Here is a 24,839-nt window from a genome sequence, read left to right on the forward strand (position 1 = left end):
GTGGCGGCCCTCGTACGCCATCCGGGGCATCGGAGACACCAACCCCTGCCCGACGCCGTTGAGTCGAACGGGTACGCCTCGCCGTACCGATCTGCAGAGGCAACGGTCTCGGCAGGTCCGGACAGGTATTCGGTGCGACGGCGTGGTACGGGGAGAAGCCGAGCTCGAGGGATTTGTCGGCACACGCGAGCAGTGGGCTGGTTGAGGAGAGCGGATGACTCGATTGACTGGGACGACGAGGCAGATCCACGGCACGGTCGCCGACGGATTCGAAGCGGTACGGGAGGCGTTCGCCGCGTTCGTGGCGGAGGAACAGCCCGACTACGAGGGCCAGTTGTGCGCCCATGTGCACGGTCGGCGGGTGGTGGACCTGTGGGTGCCCGGCGACGGCGCCGGCCCCGACTCGCTCTACGGCGTCTACTCGTCGACCAAGGGCGCCGCCCACCTGGTGGTCGCTCTCCTCGTCCAGGAGGGCACCCTGGAACTGGACCGTAAAGTCACCTACTACTGGCCGGAGTTCGCGGCCGAGGGCAAGGGCGCGCTGACCCTGCGCGAGCTGCTCGCGCACCGGGCCGGGGTGATCGGCACGGACAGCGGGTTCTCGCCGCAGGAGCTGGCCGACGACCGGCAGATCGCCGAACGCCTCGCCGACCAGCGGCCGTTCTGGCGACCGGGCACCACGTTCGGCTACCACGGCCTGGTCATCGGGGCGCTCACCGGTGAGGTGGTGCGGCGGGCCACCGGCCGTACGCTCCAGGAGGTGTACGAGGAGCGGGTGCGCGTCCCGTACGGGCTGGACTTCTTCCTCGGGCTGCCGGCGGCGCACGAGCCGCGGTTCCGCACCGCGCGGCCGATGGCGCCGACCGCCGAGCAGCGGGCGCTGCTGGACTCCCTGCCGGGCGGGCCGCACACGCTGGCCGCCGTCGCGTTCAACCGGCACGCCGCCGAACCGACCGATCTGGAGCTGCTGCCGAACGATCCCCTGATCCGCGCCAAGGGTCCGGCCTCGGTGGGCGGCGTGGCCTCGGCGCGCGGACTGGCGGGGCTGTACGCGGCGGCGATCAGCGAGGTCGGCGGGAAGGCGCCGCTGCTGAAGGAGGACACCGCGGCGGAGTTCGGGCAGCTGCACTCGGTGGGCTACGACGTGGTGGCGCGCTCGCACAGGTCGTACGGGCTGGGCTTCCAGGCGACCGCCGACACCTGGCACCCGTTCCTCGGCGCAGGTGCGTTCGGGCACAGCGGGGCGGGCGGCTGCCAGGCCTTCGCGGATCCGCGCAGCGGGCTCGCCTACGGCTACACACGGCGCCGCTTCGCCTTCCCGGGCGGGTCCGCGCCGGAGAACGACCGGCTGGCGGCGGCGGTGCACGGAGCGGCCCTGACCGCCGGCTGACGTGCTACGCGGGCGAAGGCCGCACCCCACGTCCGGGGATGCGGCCTTCGCCGTACGCGACGACCGGTGTCGGGGCGGCGTCAGGGAGGTGTCACGGGGCGGAGGTCAGAGCTTGACGATCATCTTTCCGGTGTTGTCGCCGCGCAGCACGCCGAGGAACGCCTCCAGGTTGTTCTCGATGCCCTCGACGACCGTCTCGCGGTACTTCAGCTCGCCGGAGCGGACCCAGCCGCCGACCTCCTGGACGAACTCCGGCTGAAGGTCGTAGTGGTCGCCGACCAGGAAGCCCTCGATACGGCCGCGGGTCGCGATGAGGCGGGCCAGGTTCTTCGGACCGGGGGCCGGCTCGGTGTTGTTGTAGACGGAGATCATGCCGCAGATCACGATGCGGCCCTTCTCGTTGAGCGAGCCGATGGCCGCCTCGAGGTGGTCGCCGCCGACGTTGTCGAAGTAGACGTCGACGCCGTCGGGAGCGGCCTCGCGGAGCTGGGCGCCCACGGGGCCGCTCTTGTAGTTGAAGGCGGCGTCGAAGCCGTACTCCTCGACGAGCAGCTTGACCTTCTCGTCGGAGCCGGCCGAGCCGATGACCCGGGAGGCGCCCTTCAGCCTGGCGATCTGGCCGACCTGGCTGCCGACGGCGCCGGCCGCGCCCGACACGAAGACGGAGTCGCCCTCCTTGAAGGAGCCGGTGCGCAGCAGGCCCGCGTAGGCGGTGAGACCGGTCATCCCGAGGACGCCGAGGTAGGTGGAGAGGGGCGCGGCCCCGGGGTCGACCTTGACGGCCTGCTTGGCGTCGAAGGTGGCGTACTCGCGCCAGCCGCCGAAGTGCAGGACGTGGTCACCGACAAAGACGCCCTCGGCGGCGGAGGCGACGACCTCGCCGACCGCCCCGCCCTGCATGGCCTTGCCCAGCTCGAAGGGGGCCACGTACGACTTGGCCGCGCTCATCCGGCCGCGCATGTACGGGTCCACGGAGACGTACGCGTTGCGGACCAGCACCTCGCCCGGGCCGGGCTGCCGGATCTCCGCCTCGGCCAGCTCGAAGTCCTCGGGCTTCGGCCAGCCGACGGGACGGCTGAGCAGACGCCACTCGCGGCTGGTGGTGGGGAGGGCCGACTCGGTCATGGGGGGCTGCCTTTCCTGCGCTCGAAATGCTTCACTACCTGAAACAACCATGCTCCTGAATATTTCAGGATGTCAAGTAACCGGGTACCCTGGATCCATGCCCACCCCACATCCGGCCCCTCGTCCCGATGCCCTGACCATGGAGGTCGTCGGCCTGATCGGCGAGGTCGTCGCCCGCTACTACGAGGATTACGAGGAAGCCGCGGCAGGTCACGCGCTCACCGGCGCGCAGGCCCGACTGCTGAGCCTGCTCTCGCTGGAACCGCTGCCGATGCGGAAGCTGGCGCAGAAGCTGAAGTGCGAGCCGTCCAACGTGACCGGCATCGTCGACCGGCTGGAGTCCCGCGGCCTGGTCGAGCGGCGTCCCGATCCGGCCGACCGCCGGGTGAAGCTGGCGGCGGCCACGGCCGAGGGCCGGCAGATCGCCAAGGGGCTGCGCGAGTCGCTGCGGTTCGCGCGCGAGCCGCTGGCGGGACTGGCGGAAGAGGAGCGGGTGGTGCTGCGGGGGCTGCTGCGCCGCATGCTGAGCACCGAGGACGGCGAGGCCTGAGCCGCCGGGGCGTCCGACCGGCCCGACTCCGCCCGACCCCCGGCACACCCGAACGCAACCCCGGCGCGCCTGACGCGAGCCGCCTGCCGTGAGGGTCAGGACGGTCGCGGCGCGTGTCCGGCGCGGGCCGCCTCGCGCCGGGACCCGGACACAGGCACCGCCGCCGGGGACGAGCACGCGGATCCCGTGCGGACGAGCACGGTCACGTTCCCTCCAGCCCTTCGCCCGTGAACTCGTACTGCAGTTCGTAGAGATGGCCCGCCTTCACCATCACGGTGACCTCGACGGGGCGGTCGCCGTCGGTGTGGACCACGCGCAGGGTGCGCAGGACCGGCATGCCGCTGGTGAGGCGGAGGGCCTGGTACTGGACCTGGGTGGGGACCCGGGCGGAGACCCGGTCCGTGCTGCGGCGGGGCGGGTGGCCGAGTTCGGTCAGCAGGGCGGGGGTGCCGCCCCTGATCCTGCGGGGCTCGGCCAGGGGCGTGCCCCGGGCGATGTCCAGCGGGTAGTAGGACTCGACGAGCTCGGCGGGCTCGTCGTCGACGAGGAGTATCTGGCCGCGGAGCACCGCGATGCCGTCCGCGGGGAGATCCAGGGCGGCGCGGACGTCGGCGGGCGGGTGACTCTCGGCCACGTCGAGCAGCTGTATGCGGGCGTTCGTGCCGTGCCTGGCCGCCTCGGCGAGCCAGCGGTAGGGCGCCCCGGGGATGCCCGGCCGCATGAGCGCGGCCGGACGGACGGTGCGCTGGCGGTGCTCGCGGACGGTGACGGCGGCGCCCGCCCTGCCGACCACCAGGCGTTCCTCCTTGAGGAGCTGTAGGGCCTTCTGGACCGTCGCGCTCGACGCCCGGAAGCGTTCCTTGAGCCGGGCCGTCGTGGGCAGGTTGGCGCCGGGGGCGAGCTCTCCGCTCATGATGTCGTCGCGCAGATCGGCCGCGATCCGCTCGTGCAGGGAGCGGCGGTCGACGGCTTCCGGGTCTGCCTTGGGCACGGTCATCCGATCCTGATCTGGTAGCGCAGCCTCTGCCGTAGGGCAGGCATCACCATACGGTCGACCTGGATCGGGCGGTCGGCGTGGTCCAGCGTGAGCCGGACGAGCCGCAGGACCGGTTCCTCGGGGGCGGTCCGCAGGACCTCGCGCTCCTCCTCGTCCGGCATGCCGGCCGTGACGTCCTCCTGTACGAGGACGCCGACGTGACCGAGCTCGGCGAGCAGGGTGAGGGCTCCGCCGGGAATCTTGGCGGTCCCGGCGAGACGGGTGCCCGCGGCTATGGCCGTCGGGTAGTACGAGTCGGTCAGCTCGCTGGGCTCCTCGTCGAGGAGGATCAGCCGTCGGCGTACGACGACCGGCTCGCCCTCGGGGACGCCGAGCAGCGCTGCCACGTCGGCGGGGGCGGGCACCTCACCGGCGTGCAGGATGCGCTGGGCGCCGCGCCGGCCCCGGGCCGCGGCCTCGGCCGCCCAGGCGTCCCCGCCCTGCCCGGTGCCCCGTGGCGTCAGATACGGCAACGATGTGCTGACCCATCCACTCGCAGCACCCACGACTCCTCCTACGGCCGACCGTTCTTTCGACCCTGCCGCCCTACACGGTAGGCGACTTGGCTCATCCGCCAACCGCCACCCTCAGCCACCCTCAGCCACCCTTCACTACCTTGTTACCTTTCGCGAATAACAGTAAGGTTTCGCCGCAGGACGCCCCAGAACCACCGGAGGTGCCCCCGTGCCCCTGTCACGGCAACGTCGTTTCCCCCGCTCGCGCGCCTCCGTGCGGGCCGCCCGGGTCTTCGTCCACCAGGTGCTGAGCGACTGGGACTGCGTCGACCGGTTGGACGACATAGAACTGTGCGTGTCGGAACTCGCCACGAACGCCCTGCTGCACGGAGTGCCCCCGGGCAGGCAGTACTGCGTGACCCTCACCCTCGACGGTCCCTTGGTCCGGCTCGCCGTACGCGACACCGGTGACCATCCGGAGCCCGCGGACCCGCCGACGCCCGACGCCTGCTCGGGCCGGGGCCTCTACCTGGCCCGGGAACTCTCGGACGACCTGGGCATCACCGAACACGCCGTCGGCAAGACGGTGTGGGCGACCTTCAAGACGGAGAGCCGGCCCGGAACACCCTGACGACGGGCTCCCGGCCCCGCGGGGCCGGGCTCGTCCCCTCGGCTCAGGTCTTCTTACGGGTCGTCATGAAGCGCTGGACCAGGATGAACGCGCACAGCAGCACACCGGTGGCGATCTTCGTCCACCAGGAGCTGAGCGTGCCCTCGAACTGGATGATGCTCTTGATCAGGCCCAGCACCAGCACGCCGAACAGGGTGCCCAGCACATATCCGGAGCCACCCGTCAGCAGCGTCCCGCCGATGACCACCGCGGCGATCGCGTCGAGTTCCATGCCGGTCGCGTGCAACGGGTCGCCGGACTGGATGTACAGCGTGAAGAGCAGCCCCGCCAGCGCCGAGCAGAACCCGCTCACGGTGTACACCGCGATCTTCGTGCCGCCCTGCGGGAGCCCCATCAGCATGGCCGACTGTTCGTTGCCGCCGATGGCGTACACCCGGCGCCCGAAGCGGGTGTAGTGCAGGACGTAGAACGCCACGGCGAGGACGACCAGCGAGACGATCGCGCCGATCGACAGGAAGCCCATCCCCAGCGACACCTGCGCCTGGGCCATGCTGCTCACCGAGGAGTCGCTGATCGAGATCGACTCCTTGCTGATGACCAGGCACAGGCCGCGGAAGAGGAAGAGGCCGGCGAGGGTCACGATGAAGGGCTGGATCTCGAAGTTGTGGATCACGTAGCCCATCAGGAAGCCGCCGAGCGCGCCCACGCCCAGCGCCATGGGGATCACCAGCAGCAGGGGCAGCCCCTGGCGCTCCACCAGCCAGGCCGTGAACATCGTCGTGAACCCGATCATCGAACCGACGGACAGGTCGATGCCGCCGGACAGGATGACGAAGGTGACACCGACCGCGGCGACCAGCAGATAGCCGTTGTCGATGAACAGGTTCAGGAAGACCTGCGGTTCGCCGAAGCCGTAGTTCTGGTAGCGGCTCAGGCCCACGCCGTACATCAGCAGGAAGAGCAGGGCGGTCACCGCGACGGGCAGGCGCCGGTCACCCAGCAGACGCGCCGCCCCGGACGGGGTACGGCTCTCGGAGGCCGTCGGGGACTGGGTGGTCGCGCTCATCACGACACCTCCATCTTGGGGGCGGCCTCGGACGCCGCGGTGGGGTCCGCCGGGGCCGCGGCCGGCTTGCCGCTTCCCTTCGCTCCGGACCCGGCGCCGAACCTGGCGCCGAACACCTTGGCGCGGAACTTCGGGGACTGGAGCAGACAGACGACGATGACGACGGCGGCCTTGAAGACCAGGTTGGTCTGGGTGGGCACGCCGATGGTGTAGATCGTGGTGGTCAGGGTCTGGATGACGAGGGCGCCGACCACCGTGCCGCCGACGGAGAACCGTCCGCCGAGGAGTGAGGTGCCGCCGATCACCACGGCGAGGATCGCGTCGAGTTCGATCCACAGGCCGGCGTTGTTGCCGTCCGCGGCCGAGGTGTTGGAGCTGATCATCAGGCCGGCAATGCCCGCGCAGAGCGCGCAGAACGCGTACACCATGATCTTGATGCGCCGGGACCTGATGCCCACCAGACGGCTGGCCTCGGCGTTTCCGCCGACCGCCTCGACCAGCAGGCCGAGTGCCGTGCGGCGGGTCAGCACCACGGTGACGGCCACGACCGCGGCCACCACGAAGATGGAGAACGGCAGGGTCAGCCAGTAGCCGCCGCCGATCAGCTTGTAGGGCTCGCTGTTGATGGTGATGATCTGGCCGTCGGTGATCAGCTGGGCGACACCGCGGCCGGCGACCATGATGATCAGGGTCGCGATGATCGGCTGGATCCCCATCCTGGCGACCAGGAAGCCGTTCCACAGACCGCAGACGACCGCCGCCAGCAGGCCCAGGCCCATGGCGAGCAGCACCCCGGCCAGGGCGCCCTGGTCGGACTGGTCGCTGATGTACGAGCAGGCCAGTGCCCCGGTGATGGCGACCACGGCGCCGACGGAGAGGTCGATGCCGCCGGTGGCGATGACCAGGGTCATGCCGACCGCCACCAGGATGAGGGGCGATCCGAACAGCACGATCGAGACGAGGCTGCCGTAGAGGTGGCCGTCGGCCATCTTGATCGAGAAGAAGTCGGGGGTGAAGGGAACGTTGACGAGCAGCAGGAGGACCAGGACCGCCACCGGCCAGAACAGGTGGTGGTGGGTCAGCGCTCGCCACCGGGAAGAGGTGGTCGAAGAGGTGGTCACTGGTGCTCTCCGCTCGCGATGGTCTCCAGGATCCGGCTCGGGGTGATCTCGGGTCCGTTGGTGATCTGCGCCACCAGCCGGCGGTCGCGCAGCACTCCGATGGTGTGGCTGAGCCGGAGCACCTCCTCCAGCTCGGCCGCGATGTACAGCACCGACATGCCGTCCTCGGAGAGGGAGACGACGAGCTTCTGGATCTCCGCCTTGGCCCCGATGTCGATGCCGCGGGTCGGCTCGTCCAGGATCAGCAGCTTCGGCTGGGTGATCAGCCACCGGGCCAGCAGCACCTTCTGCTGGTTGCCGCCGCTGAGCTGGCCCACCCTCGCCTCGGGGTTGGCGGGGCGGATGTCCAGCGCCTTGATGTACTTGGCGACGAGTTCGTCGCGCTGGGCGACCGGGATGGGCCGGGTCCAGCCGCGCGAGGCCTGCAGGGCCAGGATGATGTTCTCCCGGACCGTCAGGTCGGGCACCAGTCCCTCGCTCTTGCGGTTCTCGGAGCAGAAGGCGACACCGGCGTCGATCGCGTCGTTCGGGGCGCTCATCGAGACCTGCTTGCCGCCGATGGTCACCTTGCCGGTGTCCGGCTGGTCGGCGCCGAAGAGCAGCCGGGCGAGTTCGGTGCGGCCCGATCCGAGCAGGCCGGCGAGCCCGATCACCTCGCCCTTCTTGATCTTCATGTCGAACGGGGCGATGCCGCCGGTCCGGCCGAGGCCGTCCGCCTCGAGCAGGGTCTCGCCCGCGTCGGAGTGCAGCTGGTGTTCGTGGAGTTCGTCGAGCTGGCCCATGGCCTTGCCGAGCATGAGCTGGACGAGGCCGACCTGGTCGAGGTCGCGCACCATGTGCTCACCGACGAGGGTGCCGTTGCGCAGTACGGTCATCCGGTCGCAGACCTCGTAGATCTGGTCGAGGAAGTGCGAGACGAACAGGATCGCGACGCCCTCGTCCTTCAACCGCCGCATCAGCGCGAAGAGTTGGAGGACCTCGTCGCGGTCGAGGCTGGAGGTCGGCTCGTCGAGGATCAGCACCTTGGTGCCCGGTCCCTCGCCGTCACCGCCACCGGTGTTCAACGACCGCACGATCGCGACCAGTTGCTGGACGGCCAGCGGGTACGAGGACAGCGGGGCGGTGACGTCGATGTCGAGCCCGAGCCGGTCCACCAGCTCCGCCGCCTGCCGGCGCAGCTGCTTCCACTGGATGCGGCCCATACGGGTCGGTTCACGTCCGATGAAGATGTTCTCCGCCACCGACAGGTTGGGGCAGAGGTTGACCTCCTGGTAGACGGTGCTGATGCCGGCCTGCTGGGCCTCCAGCGGGCTGCCGATCCGTACCGTCGTGCCGTCCAGCGTGATCGTGCCGCCGTCCAGGGAGTAGACCCCCGTGAGCACCTTGATGAGGGTGGACTTGCCCGCGCCGTTCTCGCCCATCAGGGCGTGGATCTCGCCGGGGAAGAGCCGGAAGTCGACGTCCGACAGAGCCCGTACCCCCGGAAACTCCTTGACTATGCCCGTCATTTCCAGGACGGGCCGTGGCTCTGCCATGGCAGCGCTCCTCTTGAGATTCGTTCAGGCCCGCAGGGAGCCCCGTAGCCGACGGCTCGGTCGGCCGGAGGCTCCCTGCCGGTGGGTGCGGTCGGTCAGTACTTGCGGCTCGGGAGCGCGGCCGCGGCCTGGTCCTGCATGAAGTCGCCCTCCTTGGTCTTGATCCAGCGCTCGACCGTCTCGCCGTTCTTGACCTTCTTGACGACGTCCATCAGCTGCGGGCCGAGCAGCGGGTTGCACTCGACGATGGCGTTGATCTTGCCCTCGGACATGGCCACGAAGCCGTCCTTCACGCCGTCGATCGAGACGATCAGGATGTCCTTGCCGGGCTTCTTGCCGGCCGCCTCGATGGACTGGATGGCGCCGATGGCCATGTCGTCGTTGTGCGCGAAGAGGACGTTGATGTCCGGGTTGGACTGGAGGAAGGCCGCCATGACCTGCTTGCCGCCGGCGCGGGTGAAGTCGCCGGTCTGGCTGACGACGACCTTCCAGTCGCTCGCGTGCTCGGCGTCCATGATCTCCTTGAAGCCCTTGGCCCGCTCGATCGCCGGGGCGGCGCCGGTGGTGCCCTCCAGCTGCGCGATCTTCACCGCGCCCTTGAGGCCGGCCTTCGCGATGACCTTCTCGAGGATCTTGGCGGCGCGACGGCCCTCGTCGGTGAAGTCCGAGCCGACCAGGGTCACGTACAGGGACTCGTCGGAGGTCTCGACGGAGCGGTCGGTGAGGACCACGGGGATCTTCTTGGCCTTGGCCTCCTTCAGCACCGCGTCCCAGCCGGTGACGACCACCGGCGAGAAGGCGATGACGTCGACGCCCTGGGTGATGTAGCTGCGGATCGCGGAGATCTGGTTCTCCTGCTTCTGCTGGGCGTCGGAGAACTTGAGGGTGTAACCCGCCTCCTTGGCCGCCGCCTTCACCGAGTCCGTGTTGGCGCTGCGCCAGCCGCTCTCCGAGCCGACCTGGGAGAAGCCGAGCGTGATGGCCTTGCCGCCGTCCCCGGAGGAGCCGCTGGACGCGCTGTCGTCCTCCTTGGCGCAGGCCGCCAGGCCGCCCGCCGCCGCCACGCCGACCGCCGCGGTGAGGAAGTTCCTTCTGCTGAGCATGTTCTTCTCCTTTGAAGAGCCGGCCCGGGGATGGACCTGCTGGTACTCGACGGACCGGCCGCATACGTCCAGCCTGTCGATCATTGTTCGGTATTTCGGCCACACTGCTGGTCAGGGGCGTCCGACGGGGTCGTCAGAGGGGTACGCCCTCCGGTTGAGCGGCGCTCGGGAACGTACTTGCGCGTACGACGAGTTGGGGTTCGATCGCGATGCGGGGCGTCGTGGCGGCCGGCCGGCCCTCGATCTGCTCCAGGAGCAGCGCGATGCCTCGCTGGCCCACCGCCGAGAAGTCCTGCCGGACGGTGGTGAGCGGCGGAGCGAAGAACTCCGACTCCGGGATGTCGTCGAAGCCGACCACCGCGACGTCCTGGGGAGTCCGGACGCCCGCTTCCCGCAGGGCCCGCAACACCCCCAGCGCCATCTGGTCGTTGGCGACGAAGACGGCGGTCAGCCCTCGGCCCACCCAGCCGGCCAGTTCCTGGCCCGCACGGTAGCCCGACAGCGGGCTCCAGTCCCCCCGCAGCAGCATGGGCGGCTCGACGCCCGCCGCTTCGAGGGTCGCCCGCCAGCCGGCGGCCCGGTCGGCCGCCTCCTGCCAGTCCTCGGGTCCGGCGAGGTGCCAGACCGTGCGGTGGCCGGCGGCCAGCAGGTGGCCGGTCGCCAGCCGTGCCCCCAGGTGCTGGTCCACGCCGACCCGGGGGATGTCCATGCCCGGCCCGCCGCCCACGACCACCACCGGGAACGGATGGCGCAGTTCGGTCAGGGCGTCCACCGCCGACCGCTGCGGGGCGATGGCGACCACTCCCTCCACCCCGCCCTCGCTGAGGTGGTCCAGGGCCTCGGCAAGCTTCTCCATGGTCAGTTCGCGCAGACTGACCGTCGAGACGAGGTACCCCTCGGCCCGCGCCGCCTCCTCGAGCGCGAACAGCGTGCTGGCCGGCCCGTAGAGGGTGGTGTCCGAGGCGACCACGCCCAGTGTCCGGGTGCGCCGGGTGGCCAGGGCCCGTGCGGAGAAGTTGCGGCGGTAGCCCATCTCCTCGATCGCCCGCAGCACCCTGGCCCGGGTCTCTTCCCGCACGTTGGGGTGCTCCCCCAGCACGCGGGACACGGTCTGGTGGGACACGCCGGCCAGGCGTGCCACGTCGGCCATGGTGGGCGGCCGGAGCCGGGTGTGTGTCACGGCCGCACCTCCTTGGCGCTCGTCTGCGGATAAGTCCTGTGGCGTGGGCGGACCGTTCCGCCCCGCCGGCTTCACTCCGGGATCCCGGCGGGCCCGACGGCACCGGCGGGAAAAGCGAGTGGGGACACTGCGGGCACGGTCCCCGTACCTCCCGTGTTGACGTCGTCGCCGACTGGTGAATGCGGAGGTCATTGTGAGCGCTAACAATTCACGGCGGTCAAGAGGGTTGCACGGGAAGCTCGTCACGGTTCCATAACGCGCTTACCGGAGGCGGCACATCGTCGCTGGTCAGAGGCCGAAAGGCCGACCTGGGCCGGCTACCCGGCGGCGACCCGACGACGGGCCCTGCGGCCGGAACACGACGAACCCGTGTCGGCGCACGACGATTTCGGCCATACCGGGGCGCCCGGCGCACCGTCGTGGACGGCCCACATGGCGGCCGCTCGGCGTGGCCGGGGGCGGAGCGGTCCGCTCCGGGAGAGCCCTACGAGCACCACCACAGGAAGCGCGTGCACGTCTGCGAGGGCGACGGATCCGGGGACGCGGCCGGCGTCGACGGTTCGGCGGTCCCGGTGGAGCCCGAGCCCGGATCCCCGCCCGACGGGGTCGACCCGGAGGTCGGCCCGGAGGAGCCGGGGACGGGGGCCGACTGGGCTTCCTTGTCCGGGCTCGGCGTGGCCGACTCGTCCTTCGCGGACTCCGAGGCCGACGGGGAGGCGGAAGGGCTGGGGGAGGACGAGGAGTTGCCGGCGCCCGTGTCGGTCCGGTCGTCCAGGGGCTGCGCGGACGCGCTCGGTCCCGACGACGACCCGTCGACCTCGGACGCCTCTCCGCCGGCCGCCGCCGGGTTCGAGGGCGAGCCGAACCCCGGTGCGTCCACGCCGAGTTCGGCCAGGCTCAGGCCGCCGGCCGCGAGCGCGAAGCCGACGGCGATCAGGACGATGCGTTTGCGGCGTCTTCGGTGGGCCGAGGCCTTGCGGTCACGGCGGCTCGACTCCGGCGCGGCGGCCGGGCCCGGAGATCCGCGCCGGCCACCCCGGCCCTGCTCACGGCGGCGCGCGGCCCGGCCCTGCGGTTCGCCGCTCTCGGCTCGCCGCCCGCCGTGATCGTCCTCGCCGTGGTCGTCGCGCTCGCCGTGGTCGTCGCGCTCGCCGTGGTCGTCCCGGCCGTCGGAAATGCCGCGATCGCCACCGGCCGGGGCGCCGAGCGCCTCGTGCGCCGACGCGGCCTGCGCGTACGGCTCGGGGCCGGGCGGGCCGGGCGGATACGCGCGTAGCTCTGGAGCAGGCGCGCCGCACCCCGGGCAGGCGAGGGCGCCGTTGAGGTGCCGTCGGCACGGGTGGCAGTAATCCATGACGCGGAGAGACTAAGTTCCCGGAAGGGCGCGTTCCCGGGTTCGCCTGTGAAAGTTGTGTGGGAACCGGCCATACCGGCGCGACGCTTCGAGTGACCTGGAACACATGTCGACAGGCCAACTTCCGAAAGGAGTACCGAAACTGCCGAAACCGTTACCTGTTCGACCCATTGACACTCGCCTCGCGTCATCCTTACTGTCTGCCCAGCATTTCGAACATGTGACGAAATCTCGAACAGCGAAGGGTACTTCCGTGCGCATCACCGGAATCAGCACGCACGTGGTCGGGACGCCGTGGCGGAACCTGACCTACGTCCTGGTGCACACCGACGAGGGCATCACGGGTGTCGGAGAGACCCGCATGCTGGGTCACACCGACGCACTCATCGGCTACCTGAAGGAGGCCGAGGTCAACCACATTCTCGGCTCCGACCCATTCGCTGTCGAGGACCTCGTGCGCCGGATGAAGTTCGGCGACTACGGGCGCGCCGGCGAGATCGTGATGTCCGGCATTGCCGTCGTCGAGATGGCCTGCTGGGACATCAAGGGCAAGGCCCTGGGCGTGCCCGTCTGGCAGCTTCTCGGCGGCAAGGTCACCGACAAGGTCAAGGCCTACGCCAACGGCTGGTACACCACCGAGCGGACGCCGGAGGCGTACCACAAGGCGGCCCAGGGGGTCATGGAGCGCGGCTACAAGGCACTCAAGATCGACCCCTTCGGTACCGGGCACTTCGAGCTGGACCACCAGCAGACCCTGTACGCGGTCTCCCTCATCGAGGCCGTGCGCGACGCCATCGGGCCGGACGCCGAGCTGATGCTGGAGATGCACGGCCGCTTCTCCCCCTCCACCGCCGTCCGGCTCGCGAACGAACTCGCGCCCTTCAAGCCCGCGTGGCTGGAGGAGCCGTGCCCGCCCGAGAACCTCAAGGCCCTGGAGAAGGTCGCCGCGAAGGTCGACATCCCCGTCGCCACCGGCGAGCGCATCCACGACCGCGTCGAGTTCCGTGAGCTCTTCGAGAGCCAGGCCGTGGACATCATCCAGCCGGACGTCGGCCACATCGGCGGTATCTGGGAGACCAGGAAGCTGGCCGCCACCGCCGAGGCGCACTACGTGCTCGTCGCCCCGCACAACGTCGGCGGCCCGGTCCTCACAGCGGCCTCGCTCCAGGTCGGGTTCACCTCCCCGAACTTCAAGATCCTCGAGCACTTCAACGACTTCGCCGACTCGGACATCAAGAAGGTCGTCAAGGGGGCTCCCCAGGTCGTCGACGGCTACTTCCACCTGTCCGACGCGCCCGGCCTCGGTGTCGAGCTCGACGTGGACGCCGCTGCCGAGTTCCCGCAGCAGCAGGCCCGTTTCGACCTCTGGGCCGAGGGCTGGGAGCAGCGCAAGCCGAAGGGCAGCACCAAGTGAGTACGGCCGTCGTCGTCGAGGCGCCGGGCGAGCACCGTCTCGTCCCGCACGAGCCGCGACGGCCGGAACCCGGCGAGGCGCTCGTCCGCGTCCACGCCACCGGCATCTGCGGCAGCGACCGCGAGGTGTACCAGGGCAACCGCCCCGAGGGATACGTCCGCTACCCGCTGACCCCCGGCCACGAGTGGTCCGGGACGGTCGAGGCGGTCGGCGCCGGGGTCCCCGCGTCACTGGTCGGCCGCAAGGTCGTCGGCGAGGGCTTCCGCAACTGCCAGGTCTGCGACCGCTGTCACGCGGGCGAGACGACGCTGTGCACGGACGGGTACGAGGAGACCGGCTTCACCCAGCCGGGGGCCATGGCGGCCACCCTCACCCTGCCGGCCCGGCTGCTGCACGTCCTGCCGGACGACGCCGATCTGACCGCCGCCGCGCTGCTGGAGCCCGCCGCCTGTATCGCGGCCGCCGCGATCAAGGCGCGCGCCCTGCCGGGCGAGAAGGTGGCCGTCGTCGGCACCGGGACGCTGGGCATGTTCGCCGTGCAGTTCCTGAAGGCCGGCTCGCCCTCCGAGCTGCTGGTCGTCGGCACCCGCAACGACCGGGAGGCGCTCTCCCGGCAGTTCGGGGCCACGGACTTCCGGACCAGGGACCAGGAACTCCCGGACAACTTCGACGTCGTCATCGAGACCGCCGGGTCCGCGTCCGCCGCGCGGACCGCCGCCTCGCTGCTCCGGCGCGGTGGCCGGCTGGTCCTCACCGGGATCCCGGCGGCCGGCGCCGACGGGCTCGACCCGACGGATCTGGTCGTACGCCAGCTGGAGGTGCACACCGTCTTCGGTGCGCCGCCGGACGCCTGGTCGCACACCGTCCGGGTCTTCGGAGCCGGGCTGCTGGATCCGCTGCCGCTGGTCACGCACGAACTGCCGCTCGCCGAGTTCTCCGCGGCCATCGACCTGGTGGGATCAGGCGATCCGAAGGTGGGCAAGGTGCTGCTCAAGCCGTGAGCCCCTGAGCCGTACGCCGGTGCGGGGTCGACCTGACCGCCCCCGCACCGGCGTACACCCAATCCCGCACGACCTGAGCCGCGAACCTTGACCGAAATATCGAACACGAAGGACGGCATGTGACCACCGACGCTTCCGCCACGGCAGCCCGTCGACCCGGTGAGCAGGCGCTCACCGCGCTCGGCCTGGGCGCGCCCGCCCTCGACCCCGCCGACACCTCCGCCCACACCTTCCCCGGTGGCGGTCGCTGGCGCACCGAGGTCCCTTCGTGCGAGGGCCCCGAAGCGCTGGCCGTCATCCTCAAGGAAGCCTCGCGCCTCGACGTGCCGATCCACCGGATCAGCCAGGGCAGCGGCATCTGGATGCTGACCGACGCCGAGATCACCGAGATGGTCGACGCCACCGCAGAGCGTGACATCGAGCTGTGCCTGTTCACCGGGCCGCGCGGTACCTGGGACATCGGCGGCTCGACCCGTACCGACTCGCGCGGCGGCGGACTGCGCGCCCGCGGTCACGACGCCGTGGCCGGGTGCGTCGAGGACGCGGTCCGGGCGACGGAACTCGGTGTCAAGTGCCTGCTCGTCGCCGACGAGGGCGTGCTGTGGACGCTGCACCGCGCCCGTGCGGCCGGCATCATCCCGGCCGACACCACGCTGAAGGTCTCGGCGCTGATCGGCCCCGTCAATCCGGCGGCGTACGCGGTCTACGAGCAGCTCGGCGCCGACTCGGTCAACGTGCCCAGCGACCTCACCCTGGACCACCTGACCGAGATCCGCCGGGTGTCCGGCGCCCCCATGGACATGTACATCGAGGCGCCCGACGATCTCGGCGGCTACATCCGGATGTACGAGGTCGCCGAGCTCATCCGGCGCGGCGCGCCGCTCTATCTCAAGTTCGGCCTGTCCAAGGCTCCCGGGATCTACCCGTACGGCCACCACCTGCGGGATCTGGCCCTCTCCACGGCCCGGGAACGGGTGCGGCGCGGGCGGCTCGCCCTGGACCTTCTGGCACGTCACGGCGCGGACGGCGACATGGCGCCGCTGGGTTCTCGCCTGCCGGGTGAACTGAAGCGCTTTGACATCCAGTCATAACGTTCCGGAAACCCTGCTTCACAGAAGCCGACACAGGCGCGCAGAATCCCACACACCGCTTCTTCACTTCTTCTCCTCCTCCCGGCGTAGCTCCGGGAGCGGCCGTCGCACCGCGATACCGACCCCTGCACCCACATCAAGGATGATGATCATGCGCAACCGTAGAGCAGCCCTCGCCGCCATAGCCGGAGCCGCCTCCCTCGCCCTGACCCTGTCCGCCTGCGGCCAGAGCGGCGACGGCGGCAGCAAGGACGAGGGTTCGGACAGCGCCAAGGGCGGGACCATCGGTATCGCGATGCCGACGAAGTCCTCCGAGCGCTGGATCTCCGACGGCGCCAACGTCGTCAAGGACCTCGAGGCCAAGGGCTACAAGACCAAGCTGGTCTACGGCGAGGACGACCCCGACCAGCAGGTCTCGCAGATCGAGAACCTGATCACGCAGGGTGTCAAGGCGCTGATCGTCGCGGCCATCGACAACAAGTCGCTGAACAACGTCCTCCAGCAGGCCGCCGACGCCAAGATCCCGGTCATCTCCTACGACCGCCTGATCCTCGGCACGAAGAACGTCGACTACTACGCGTCCTTCGACAACAGCAAGGTCGGCGAGCTCCAGGCCAACTACATCGTCGACAAGCTCGGCCTGAAGTCCGGCAAGGGCCCGTTCAACATCGAGCTGTTCGCCGGCTCGAACGACGACAACAACACCAAGTACTTCTTCAACGGCGCGATGAGCGTGCTCCAGCCGTACATCGACAGCAAGAAGCTCGTCGTCCAGTCCGGCCAGACCGGCCTCACCCAGGTCACCACCCTGCGCTGGGACGGCGCGACCGCGCAGAAGCGCATGGACGACATCCTCACCAAGTCGTACGGCAGCAAGAAGGTCGACGCGGTCCTCTCGCCGTACGACGGCATCTCCATCGGCATCCTGTCGGCGCTGAAGTCGGACGACTACGGCTCCGCGAGCAAGCCGCTGCCGGTCCTCACCGGCCAGGACGCCGAGCTGGCCTCGGTGAAGTCGATCATCGCGGGCGGTCAGACGCAGACCGTCTACAAGGACCTCCGTGAGCTGGCCAAGGTCGCCACGACCATGGTCGACGACGTCCTCAACGGCAAGACGCCCGAGACGAACGACACCAAGACCTACGACAACGGCACCAAGGTCGTCCCCGCCTACCTGCTCCAGCCGGTGAGCGTGGACAAGACCAACTACGAGAAGGTCCTCGTCGAGGGCGGCTACTACACGGCCGACCAGCTCAAGTAAGCGTCGACCCTCAAGGATTGGAAGGCACGACCATGGCGGGACCCGTCCTGGAAATGCGCTCGATCGTCAAGACCTTTCCCGGTGTGAAAGCGCTGTCGGACGTCACTCTGACCGTCCGCCAGGGCGAGGTCCATGCCATCTGCGGTGAGAACGGCGCCGGAAAGTCCACCTTGATGAAGGTGCTCTCCGGCGTCCATCCGCACGGCACGTACGAGGGCGAGATCCTTTTCGAGGGAGAGGTCGTCTCCTTCAAGGACATCCGGGCGAGCGAGCAGCGCGGCATCGTCATCATCCACCAGGAGCTGGCGCTGGTGCCGTACCTCTCCCTCGCGGAGAACATCTTCCTCGGCAACGAACACGCCACGCGCGGGCTGATCAACTGGAACGAGACCCTGCGGCACGCCTCCGAGCTGCTGCGCCGGGTCGGTCTGAGCGATCACCCCGAGACCCGCGTCGCCGACATCGGCGTGGGCAAGCAGCAGCTCGTGGAGATCGCGAAGGCGCTCTCGAAGAAGGTGAAGCTGCTCATCCTGGATGAGCCGACCGCGGCCCTCAACGACGAGGACAGCGACAAACTCCTGGATCTCATCCTGGAATTGAAGAAGCAGGGCATCACCTCGATCATCATCTCGCACAAGCTCAACGAGATCCGCAAGGTCGCGGACTCGGTGACGATCATTCGCGACGGGCAGTCCATCGAGACGCTCGACGTGAAGTCGGCGGACACGACCGAGGACCGGATCATCAGCGGCATGGTCGGCCGCGACCTCGACAACCGCTTCCCCGAGCGCACCCCGCACGAGGCGGAGGTGGGCGCGGCCCCGGCGCTGGAGATCCGCAACTGGACCGTGCACCACCCGATCGACCAGCAGCGCAAGGTGGCCGACGACGTGTCGGTCCAGGTGCGGCGCGGGGAGATCGTCGGCATCGCGGGCCTGATGGGCGCCGGCCGCACCGAGCTGGCCATGAGCGTCTTCGGACGCTCGTACGGCCGGTACGCGGGCGGCACCGTCCTCAAGGACGGCAAGGAGATCCGTACGAAGACCGTCGCGGAGGCGGTCGGCCACGGGATCGCCTATGTCACGGAGGACCGCAAGCACTACGGCCTCAACCTCATCGACACGATCAACCGCAACATCTCGCTGACCGCGCTGGGCAAGGTGGCCAAGCGGGGGATCGTCGACGAGCACGAGGAGCGGAAGGTCTCCGAGGGCTACCGCAAGTCGATGAACATCAAGGCGCCGACCGTCTTCGAGCCGGTCGGCAAGCTCTCCGGCGGCAACCAGCAGAAGGTCGTCCTCAGCAAGTGGATCTTCGCGGGTCCGGACGTGCTGATCCTGGACGAGCCCACGCGGGGTATCGACGTCGGAGCCAAGTACGAGATCTACACGGTCATCGACCAGTTGGCCGCCCAGGGCAAGGCGGTCGTCTTCATCTCCTCCGAGCTGCCCGAACTGCTGGGAATGTGCGACCGCATCTACACGATGGCCGCGGGGCGGCTGACCGGTGAGTTCTCTCGGGCCGAGGCCTCGCAGGAATCGCTGATGCGTCAGATGACGAAGGACAAAGAGGTAACCCGATGAGCACCGACGTGACCAAGAGCCCGGCGGCCGCGCCGCCCGGCAAGAGCGGCGGCCCGGCGGCCGGCGGCGGCCTGCTCCAGCTGGTGCTGGACGGCCTGCGCCGCAACATGCGCCAGTACGGCATGCTGATCGCGCTCGGCCTGATCGTCGCGCTCTTCGCGGTCTGGACCGACGGCGACCTGCTGCTGCCGCGCAACGTCTCCAACCTGGTTCTGCAGAACAGCTATGTGCTGATCCTCGCGATCGGCATGATGCTGGTGATCATCGCGGGCCACATCGACCTGTCGGTCGGTTCACTGACGGCGTTCATCGGCGCCTTCGCGGCCGTCCTGACGGTGCAGCACGAGGTGGCGTGGCCGGTCGCGGTGGTGCTGTGCCTGATCGTGGGCGCGGTCGCGGGGTCGGTGCAGGGCTTCTTCATCGCGTATCTCGGCATACCGTCGTTCATCGTCACCCTCGCCGGCATGCTGATCTTCCGCGGCATGACGGAGATCTTCCTCGAGGGCCAGACCCTCGGCCCGTTCCCGGACGGTCTTCAGAAGATGGGCAACGGCTTCCTCCCGGAGGCCGGTCCGACCACGAACTACCACAACATCACGCTGCTGCTGGGTCTCGCCGTGATCGTCATGGTGGTGCTCCAGGAGGTGCGTGACCGCAAGCGCCAGCAGGAGTTCTCGCTGGACGTCGTGCCGCGCAACCTGTTCCTGCTCAAGATCGTCGCCATCGTCGCCGCGGTGCTCACCGTCACGATGCTGCTCGCCAGCTACAAGGGCGCGCCGATCATCCTGCTGGTCCTGGGCGCGCTGGTGGTCGGTTACGGCTACATCATGCGCAACGCCGTCTTCGGCCGCCACATCTACGCGATCGGCGGCAACCTGCCGGCCGCGAAGCTGTCCGGCGTCAAGGACAAGAAGGTCACCTTCCTCGTCTTCCTGAACATGGGCGCGCTGGCGGCCCTGGCGGGTCTCGTGGTCGCGGCCCGGCTGAACGCGGCCGGTCCCAAGGCGGGTCTGAACTTCGAACTCGAGGCGATCGCCTCGGCGTTCATCGGTGGCGCGTCCATGAGCGGCGGTGTCGGCACCGTCCTCGGCGCGATCATCGGTGGTCTCGTCCTCGGCGTGCTGAACAACGGCATGAACCTGCTCGGCGTCGGCAGCGACTGGCAGCAGGTCATCAAGGGCCTGGCGCTGCTCGCCGCGGTCGGTTTCGACGTCTGGAACAAGCGCAAGTCCGGTTCGTGACCCGTCCGCAGGTCAGCACGGGTCCGTAGCTCAGGACAGGGAGGGCCCCGCCGGGAACGGCGGGGCCCTTTCCGCTCGGCCCCGGGCGGCACGGCCGCCACGGTCACGGCGGCTTCACAGATACCCCACAAGTTCTTACCGATTCCTCAGCGGTTGAACAGCGCCACCCCAACCTTCGTATGTAAGGGCGGCCCGCGCTCCCCCGCGCGGGCCATCCAGTGACGACGGGCCCGGTCGTCCCCGCCGGGTCCGCCCCATACGGAGGTTCCATGGCCGACAACGTCTCCTCGTTGTTCCGCAACACCGCGGCGCACAGCCCGTCGATGGCGGCGCTGACGCGGGAGGGCGGCGAGGGTGTCGGCCCGGTGGACTTCTGTATCCCCTGCAACCCCTACTTCCCCACTCCGGCCATGATGGACACCATGGCAGCGCGGCTGCGGGACATCATCACGTACTACCCGAGCGGCGCCGACACGATCACGGCCGAACTGTGCAACCTGCTCCAGCTTCCGCCGCAGGCGGTGGCGATGGGCAACGGTTCGACCGAGCTCATCACCTGGATCGATCATCTGCTGGTCCGTGAGTCCCTCGCCGTCCCCGTCCCCACCTTCGGCCGCTGGACCGACCAGCCCATGGAGACCGGCAAGCGGGTCGACATGTTCCCGCTCCAGGAGTCCAGCGGCTTCGCCCTGGACCTCGCGCAGTACGCCGAGTTCATCCGGACCCGGGGCACCAGGGTCGCCGTCATCTGCAACCCGAACAACCCCGACGGCGGTTTCCTCCACAAGCACGCGCTCGTGCAATTCATGGACGCGATGGCCGACCTCGACCTGATCGTCATCGACGAGTCGTTCCTGGAGTTCGCGGACGCGGAGCAGGAACCGAGCGTCGTGCAGGAGGCGATGATCCGCCCGAACGTCATCGTGCTGCGCAGCCTCGGCAAGAACTTCGGCCTGCACGGCATCCGGTTCGGCTACATGGTCTCCAACCCGTCGCTCGCCGGCCGGGTCCGCTCGATGCTGCCGAAGTGGAACCTCAACGCCTTCGCCGAGTACGTGGTGTTCATGCTGAAGGAGCACGGCCCCGAGTACGCGCAGAGCCTGATGCAGGTGCGCCGGGACCGTCTCGACATGGCCAGTCAGCTCAGCGCCCTGCCCGGGCTGACCGTCTACCCCTCCCAGGGGAACTTCCTCTTCGTGCGCCTCCCCGTCGGCGCCGAGGGCACCGTGGTCCGTGACCGGCTGCTCGCCGAGCACCGCATCCTGGTCCGCGAGTGCGGCAACAAGATCGGTTCGTCCAGCCGCTTCCTGCGGCTCGTGGTGCGCCCCCAGGTGGACGTTCGTCGCCTGGTGTCCGGCCTGGAACAGGTGCTCTACGGGACCAGGAGGGGAGCCGCCGTGCCCGAGCTGAGCACCGCGAACAGCTACAGCTCGGGCACGCCGGCGGTGGACCGGCTGGTCACCAACGGGTCGGGCATGCCGGGCCTCGCCGCTCAGGCCATGGGCATGGCGATGCCGGGGCTGGTCGCGGCCGCCCCGGCCGCCGCCCCGATGGCGATGCCCGTCCCCGCGATGGCCCCGCCGATGGCGCAGCCCACGCCGTCCGACGGCGCCGGGATGCCCATGCCGGCCGCGGCACAGGTCTTCCCGCAGTCGGTGCCCGCGCCGGCCCCGGCTCCCGTACCGGCCGCCGCTCCGCCGATGGCACCGGCAGCCGCCATGTCACCGGCCGCGATGTCACCGGCCGCCATGACCCCCGCGGCGATGGCGCCCGCCATGGCTCAGGCGCCCGCCCCGCCGATGGGCCCGACCCCGCCCGGCGTACCGGCCCGCGGCGGCCTCACGGCCGCTCAGGTACGGGGCACCAACGGCCTCTCCCCCGCCGCGGCGACCGGCTGGCCGAACGCCCAGAGCTGGCCGAACGCGGCGGGGATGGGACAGGCGGGATAGGGCTTCGCGCGGGGCGCCCGCCCCGGACGACGGGCCGGCCGCACGGGGCGTCCGGCCGGCCTGTGACCGCGACGGGGAACCCACCCCACCGCCTACACCGGCTCCAGCCTCCACTGCTGGCAGGCGTTGTTCAGCCAGGACCACTGACGCACGTCGGCGGAGTCGGCGGCGGAGCAGTCGGCGACGTCGGCGACCTTGCCCGTGGCCTGGTTGACGATACGGACGTATCCGCTGTCGGTGGTGACGAAGCGGAAGCGCTGGCAGGTGTTGTTCAGCCAGGACCACTGACGCAGGTCGGCGCCGTCCGCGGTGGAACAGTCCGCGGTGTCCAGGACCTTGCCGGTGGCGACGTTCACCAGCCGGCTGGTGTCGTCGCCCTGGTCCTCGATCCGCCAGCGCTGGTTGGCGCCGCCGTTGCAGGTGTACTGCTGGACGTTGGCGCCGTCCGCCGTCGAACCGCCCGCCACGTCGAGGCACTTGCCGCTGTTGCGGTTGGTGATCCGGTAGGTGGCGGCGGTGGCCGACGGTTCGCCGGAGGGCCCGCTGCCGGCCGAGCCCAGTGCCACGGGCGTGCCCAGGTCGGGGGTGCCGTCGGCGTTCCAGGTGAACTTCTGCGCCCGGGTCGTACGGCCGTTGTCGCAACCGTCCGAGGCCGAGTCGTTGGCGTGGTACACGATCCAGTTCTCGGTGCCGTCCGGCGAGCTGAAGAAGCCGTTGTGGCCGGGACCGTAGACGCCGGCCGAGTCGTTCCGCTGGAAGACCGGCGTGGGGTTCTTCGTCCAGGACGACGCCGCGAGCGGGTCTGAACCGGTGAGGGTGAGCCGGCCGAGTTTGTAGTCGGGGGTCCAGCAGCCGCTCGCCGAATAGACCAGGAACGTCCTGCCGCCGCGTTGCAGGATCTCCGGGCCTTCGTTGACCGAACCTCCCGAGGTCTCCCAGGAGTTGGTCGGTGTGGAGATGGTCGAGAAGCCGGTGGCCAGGGTGTACGGGTTGGACATCCGGGCCGCCACGAGGTTCTGCGTCCCGCCGGCGGCGCTGCCGAACAGGTAGAGCGAGCCGTTGATGGTGGCGACCGTCGGATCCAGCATCCAGGCGGAGTTGAGCTGGTTGCGGTAGCTGTACGGGCCCGTCGGGTCGGCGCCCGCGCTCTCCAGGACGTGCGTGCGCTGCGTCGGGTTGTAGTCGGAGACGTTCTGTCCGGCGACGTAGTACAGGTACCAGCGGCCGTTGAGGAAGTGGATCTCGGGCGCCCAGATGTTGCAGCACCGCGAGGCGGCGTCCCCGGTCCACACCTGGATGTTCGGCGCGGTGGCGAGTCCCGCGAGGGTGGCGGACTTGCGCATGGTGATGACGTTCGTCCAACTCGTCGTGACGAGGTAGTAGTTGCCGTCGTAGTACGAGATCCAGGGGTCGGCGCCCTTCTGCGCCTTGATCGGGTTGGTGACGGTGGCCGCGCTCGCGGAGGGCTGGCCGATCGCCAGGGCGAGCAGCAGCGCGGCCAGCAGGGTCAGTAGGCGACGGGCCATCCGCTGCTCCAGTTCAAGAGGTTGATGCCGAGTCGGGGGGTGCCGTTGTCGTTGCCGTCGTAGTAGTGGTAGACGATCAGGTCGCCGTCGGTGTCGTGCAGGATCGACTGGCCGCCGGGGCCGATGACGCTGCCGTGCGACTCCAGGACGGGCGTGCCGCCGTTGTTCGTCATCGCGACGCCGCTCTTGTCGTAGTACGGCCCGGTGACGGCGGTGGCGCGGCCCACCTTGACCTTGTAGGTCGAGCTGGTGCCGGCGCAGCAGGTGTCGTACGAGGCGAAGAGGTAGTAGTAGCCACCGCGCTTCACGATGTAGGGCGCCTCCACGGCCTTGGTCCCGGTGGGGCGGGAGGCGATCGAGCGCCGGGCGGTGTCGGACGTGAGCTGCTTGCCGGTGGACGGATCGATCCGGATCATCTTGATCCCCGTCCACCAGCTCCCGAACGACAGCCACCACTTGCCGTCGTCGTCCACGAAGAGGTTCGGGTCGATGGCGTTGTAGTCGCTGGACGTGGTGGAGGTGTAGACGGCGCCGTAGTCCGTCCAGGAGCCGGGGAGTCCGGTGCTCGAACCGGCCAGTCCGATGGCCGACTTGTTGGACCCGAAGGTGGAGACGGCGTAGTACATCAGGTACTTGCCGCCCTGGTACGAGATGTCGGGCGCCCAGGCCTCGGTGGTGCCGTAGGAGGACCACCAGCCCGGCCGGGTGGAGAAGGCGTCGCCGCCCGCGCTGAACGCGATCCGGTCGGTGGAGGTGCGGTAGGACAGGCCGCCGCCGGTGGCGTAGAGGAGGTAGCGGCCGGCCGAGGTGCGGATCATCGTCGGGTCGTGCACGACCGTGGAACCGGTGACCGTGCCGGGGTTGGGGTACGCGGAGGCGGTGGAGGGCACCAGGGCGAGCAGGACCGCCGCCGGGACGGCGAGCAGCGCGGCCCTGCGGGGCGTGCGAGGGGCGTGGGGCGCTCGAGACGTGTGGGGCGTGCGAGAGTTCGTGCGGCTCATGCGGACGCTCCTTCAGTGGGGTTTCGCTGTTCGTGATACCGAACAGCGGTCGCGTCGTCGGACGGGACCGTAGAGTCGAACCCCTTGCGCGTCAATGGTCCGCGCGCGCACCCGAAAGTGTTCGAGAAACGGCGACACCCCCCGCGAACCGGCGGGAGGTGTCGCCACGATGTCGGCACTTGCCCGGCAAGCACCTTGACGGCATCTCATTTTGCCGAACTGACAG

21 protein-coding genes are annotated in these 24,839 nt (G+C 69.7%); 10 read left to right on the forward strand and 11 right to left on the reverse strand.

Annotation, left to right across the window (positions count from 1 at the left end):
• The first annotated feature begins 214 nt into the window (after positions 1-214).
• Complete coding sequence (locus QF030_RS14615; protein ID WP_307163104.1) at positions 215-1,390, forward strand: serine hydrolase domain-containing protein; 1,176 nt, start codon at positions 215-217, stop codon at positions 1,388-1,390.
• 105 nt (positions 1,391-1,495) lie between these two features.
• Here the strand turns inward: QF030_RS14615 and QF030_RS14620 are convergent, their stop codons facing one another.
• Positions 1,496-2,515, reverse strand: coding sequence for an NADP-dependent oxidoreductase (locus QF030_RS14620; RefSeq protein ID WP_307163106.1), 1,020 nt, complete (start codon positions 2,513-2,515; stop codon positions 1,496-1,498).
• A gap of 97 nt (positions 2,516-2,612) precedes the next feature.
• On the opposite strand from QF030_RS14620, the gene QF030_RS14625 reads away from it, so the two are divergent.
• A complete protein-coding gene (locus tag QF030_RS14625) occupies positions 2,613-3,065 on the forward strand; it encodes a MarR family winged helix-turn-helix transcriptional regulator (RefSeq protein ID WP_307163107.1) in 453 nt (150 codons plus the stop codon).
• Positions 3,066-3,267: 202 nt separating this feature from the next.
• On the opposite strand, the gene QF030_RS14630 is transcribed toward QF030_RS14625, so the two are convergent.
• Positions 3,268-4,062, reverse strand: a complete 795-nt coding sequence (locus QF030_RS14630; RefSeq protein ID WP_307163108.1) for a GntR family transcriptional regulator — start codon at positions 4,060-4,062, stop codon at positions 3,268-3,270.
• On the reverse strand, positions 4,059-4,607 hold the full coding sequence (locus tag QF030_RS14635) for a GntR family transcriptional regulator (RefSeq protein WP_307163109.1): 549 nt from the start codon (positions 4,605-4,607) through the stop codon (positions 4,059-4,061). The genes QF030_RS14630 and QF030_RS14635 overlap by 4 nt, the downstream gene beginning before the upstream one ends.
• Positions 4,608-4,785: 178 nt before the next feature.
• Between QF030_RS14635 and QF030_RS14640 the strand changes: the two genes are divergently transcribed.
• On the forward strand, positions 4,786-5,187 hold the full coding sequence (locus QF030_RS14640; RefSeq protein WP_307163110.1) for an ATP-binding protein: 402 nt from the start codon (positions 4,786-4,788) through the stop codon (positions 5,185-5,187).
• A gap of 43 nt (positions 5,188-5,230) precedes the next feature.
• Here the strand turns inward: QF030_RS14640 and yjfF are convergent, their stop codons facing one another.
• The 6 genes from yjfF to QF030_RS14670 all read right to left on the reverse strand — a co-directional run bounded on the left by yjfF (position 5,231) and on the right by QF030_RS14670 (position 12,546).
• A complete protein-coding gene (yjfF, locus tag QF030_RS14645) occupies positions 5,231-6,253 on the reverse strand; it encodes a galactofuranose ABC transporter, permease protein YjfF (RefSeq protein WP_307163111.1) in 1,023 nt (340 codons plus the stop codon).
• Complete coding sequence (locus tag QF030_RS14650; RefSeq protein WP_307163112.1) at positions 6,253-7,374, reverse strand: ABC transporter permease; 1,122 nt, start codon at positions 7,372-7,374, stop codon at positions 6,253-6,255. Before QF030_RS14650 ends, yjfF begins: the two co-directional genes overlap by 1 nt.
• Positions 7,371-8,909 (reverse strand): sugar ABC transporter ATP-binding protein, encoded by a 1,539-nt coding sequence (locus tag QF030_RS14655; protein WP_307163113.1) that lies wholly within the window; start codon positions 8,907-8,909, stop codon positions 7,371-7,373. Before QF030_RS14655 ends, QF030_RS14650 begins: the two co-directional genes overlap by 4 nt.
• 95 nt (positions 8,910-9,004) lie before the next feature.
• A complete protein-coding gene (locus QF030_RS14660) occupies positions 9,005-10,012 on the reverse strand; it encodes an ABC transporter substrate-binding protein (RefSeq protein ID WP_307163114.1) in 1,008 nt (335 codons plus the stop codon).
• A 133-nt stretch (positions 10,013-10,145) separates the two neighbouring features.
• Entirely contained in the window at positions 10,146-11,192 is a 1,047-nt protein-coding gene (locus QF030_RS14665; protein ID WP_307163115.1) for a LacI family DNA-binding transcriptional regulator, read from the reverse strand.
• Between the two features lie 484 nt (positions 11,193-11,676).
• Positions 11,677-12,546, reverse strand: coding sequence for an SCO2400 family protein (locus tag QF030_RS14670; protein ID WP_307163116.1), 870 nt, complete (start codon positions 12,544-12,546; stop codon positions 11,677-11,679).
• Between the two features lie 253 nt (positions 12,547-12,799).
• On the opposite strand from QF030_RS14670, the gene QF030_RS14675 reads away from it, so the two are divergent.
• The 7 genes from QF030_RS14675 (at position 12,800) to QF030_RS14705 (ending at position 22,086) form a co-directional block, all read left to right on the forward strand.
• Positions 12,800-13,960, forward strand: a complete 1,161-nt coding sequence (locus QF030_RS14675; RefSeq protein ID WP_307163117.1) for a mandelate racemase/muconate lactonizing enzyme family protein — start codon at positions 12,800-12,802, stop codon at positions 13,958-13,960.
• Positions 13,957-14,961 carry a zinc-dependent alcohol dehydrogenase gene (locus QF030_RS14680; protein WP_307163118.1) on the forward strand — a complete coding sequence of 335 codons (1,005 nt, stop codon included), beginning with the start codon at positions 13,957-13,959 and terminating at the stop codon, positions 14,959-14,961. Before QF030_RS14675 ends, QF030_RS14680 begins: the two co-directional genes overlap by 4 nt.
• Before the next feature lie 119 nt (positions 14,962-15,080).
• A complete protein-coding gene (locus tag QF030_RS14685; protein WP_307163119.1) occupies positions 15,081-16,052 on the forward strand; it encodes a hypothetical protein in 972 nt (323 codons plus the stop codon).
• Between the two features lie 151 nt (positions 16,053-16,203).
• A complete protein-coding gene (chvE, locus tag QF030_RS14690) occupies positions 16,204-17,313 on the forward strand; it encodes a multiple monosaccharide ABC transporter substrate-binding protein (protein ID WP_307163120.1) in 1,110 nt (369 codons plus the stop codon).
• Positions 17,314-17,345: 32 nt separating this feature from the next.
• Positions 17,346-18,896: a multiple monosaccharide ABC transporter ATP-binding protein gene (mmsA, locus tag QF030_RS14695; RefSeq protein ID WP_307163121.1), complete on the forward strand. Its 1,551-nt coding sequence runs from the start codon at positions 17,346-17,348 to the stop codon at positions 18,894-18,896.
• The gene (gene mmsB, locus QF030_RS14700) at positions 18,893-20,137 is read left to right on the forward strand and encodes a multiple monosaccharide ABC transporter permease (protein WP_307163122.1); all 1,245 of its coding nucleotides are present in this window, start codon (positions 18,893-18,895) and stop codon (positions 20,135-20,137) included. Before mmsA ends, mmsB begins: the two co-directional genes overlap by 4 nt.
• 269 nt (positions 20,138-20,406) lie before the next feature.
• Positions 20,407-22,086, forward strand: coding sequence for a pyridoxal phosphate-dependent aminotransferase (locus QF030_RS14705; protein ID WP_307163123.1), 1,680 nt, complete (start codon positions 20,407-20,409; stop codon positions 22,084-22,086).
• A 92-nt stretch (positions 22,087-22,178) separates the two neighbouring features.
• Here QF030_RS14705 and QF030_RS14710 read toward each other — a convergent pair whose 3' ends face one another.
• A complete protein-coding gene (locus QF030_RS14710) occupies positions 22,179-23,612 on the reverse strand; it encodes a family 43 glycosylhydrolase (RefSeq protein WP_307163124.1) in 1,434 nt (477 codons plus the stop codon).
• On the reverse strand, positions 23,594-24,613 hold the full coding sequence (locus tag QF030_RS14715; protein ID WP_307163125.1) for an arabinan endo-1,5-alpha-L-arabinosidase: 1,020 nt from the start codon (positions 24,611-24,613) through the stop codon (positions 23,594-23,596). The genes QF030_RS14710 and QF030_RS14715 overlap by 19 nt, the downstream gene beginning before the upstream one ends.
• Positions 24,614-24,839: the final 226 nt, after the last annotated feature.

It is taken from the genome of Streptomyces rishiriensis, assembly GCF_030815485.1.
GTDB classification, from domain to species: Bacteria; Actinomycetota; Actinomycetes; order Streptomycetales; family Streptomycetaceae; genus Streptomyces; species Streptomyces rishiriensis_A.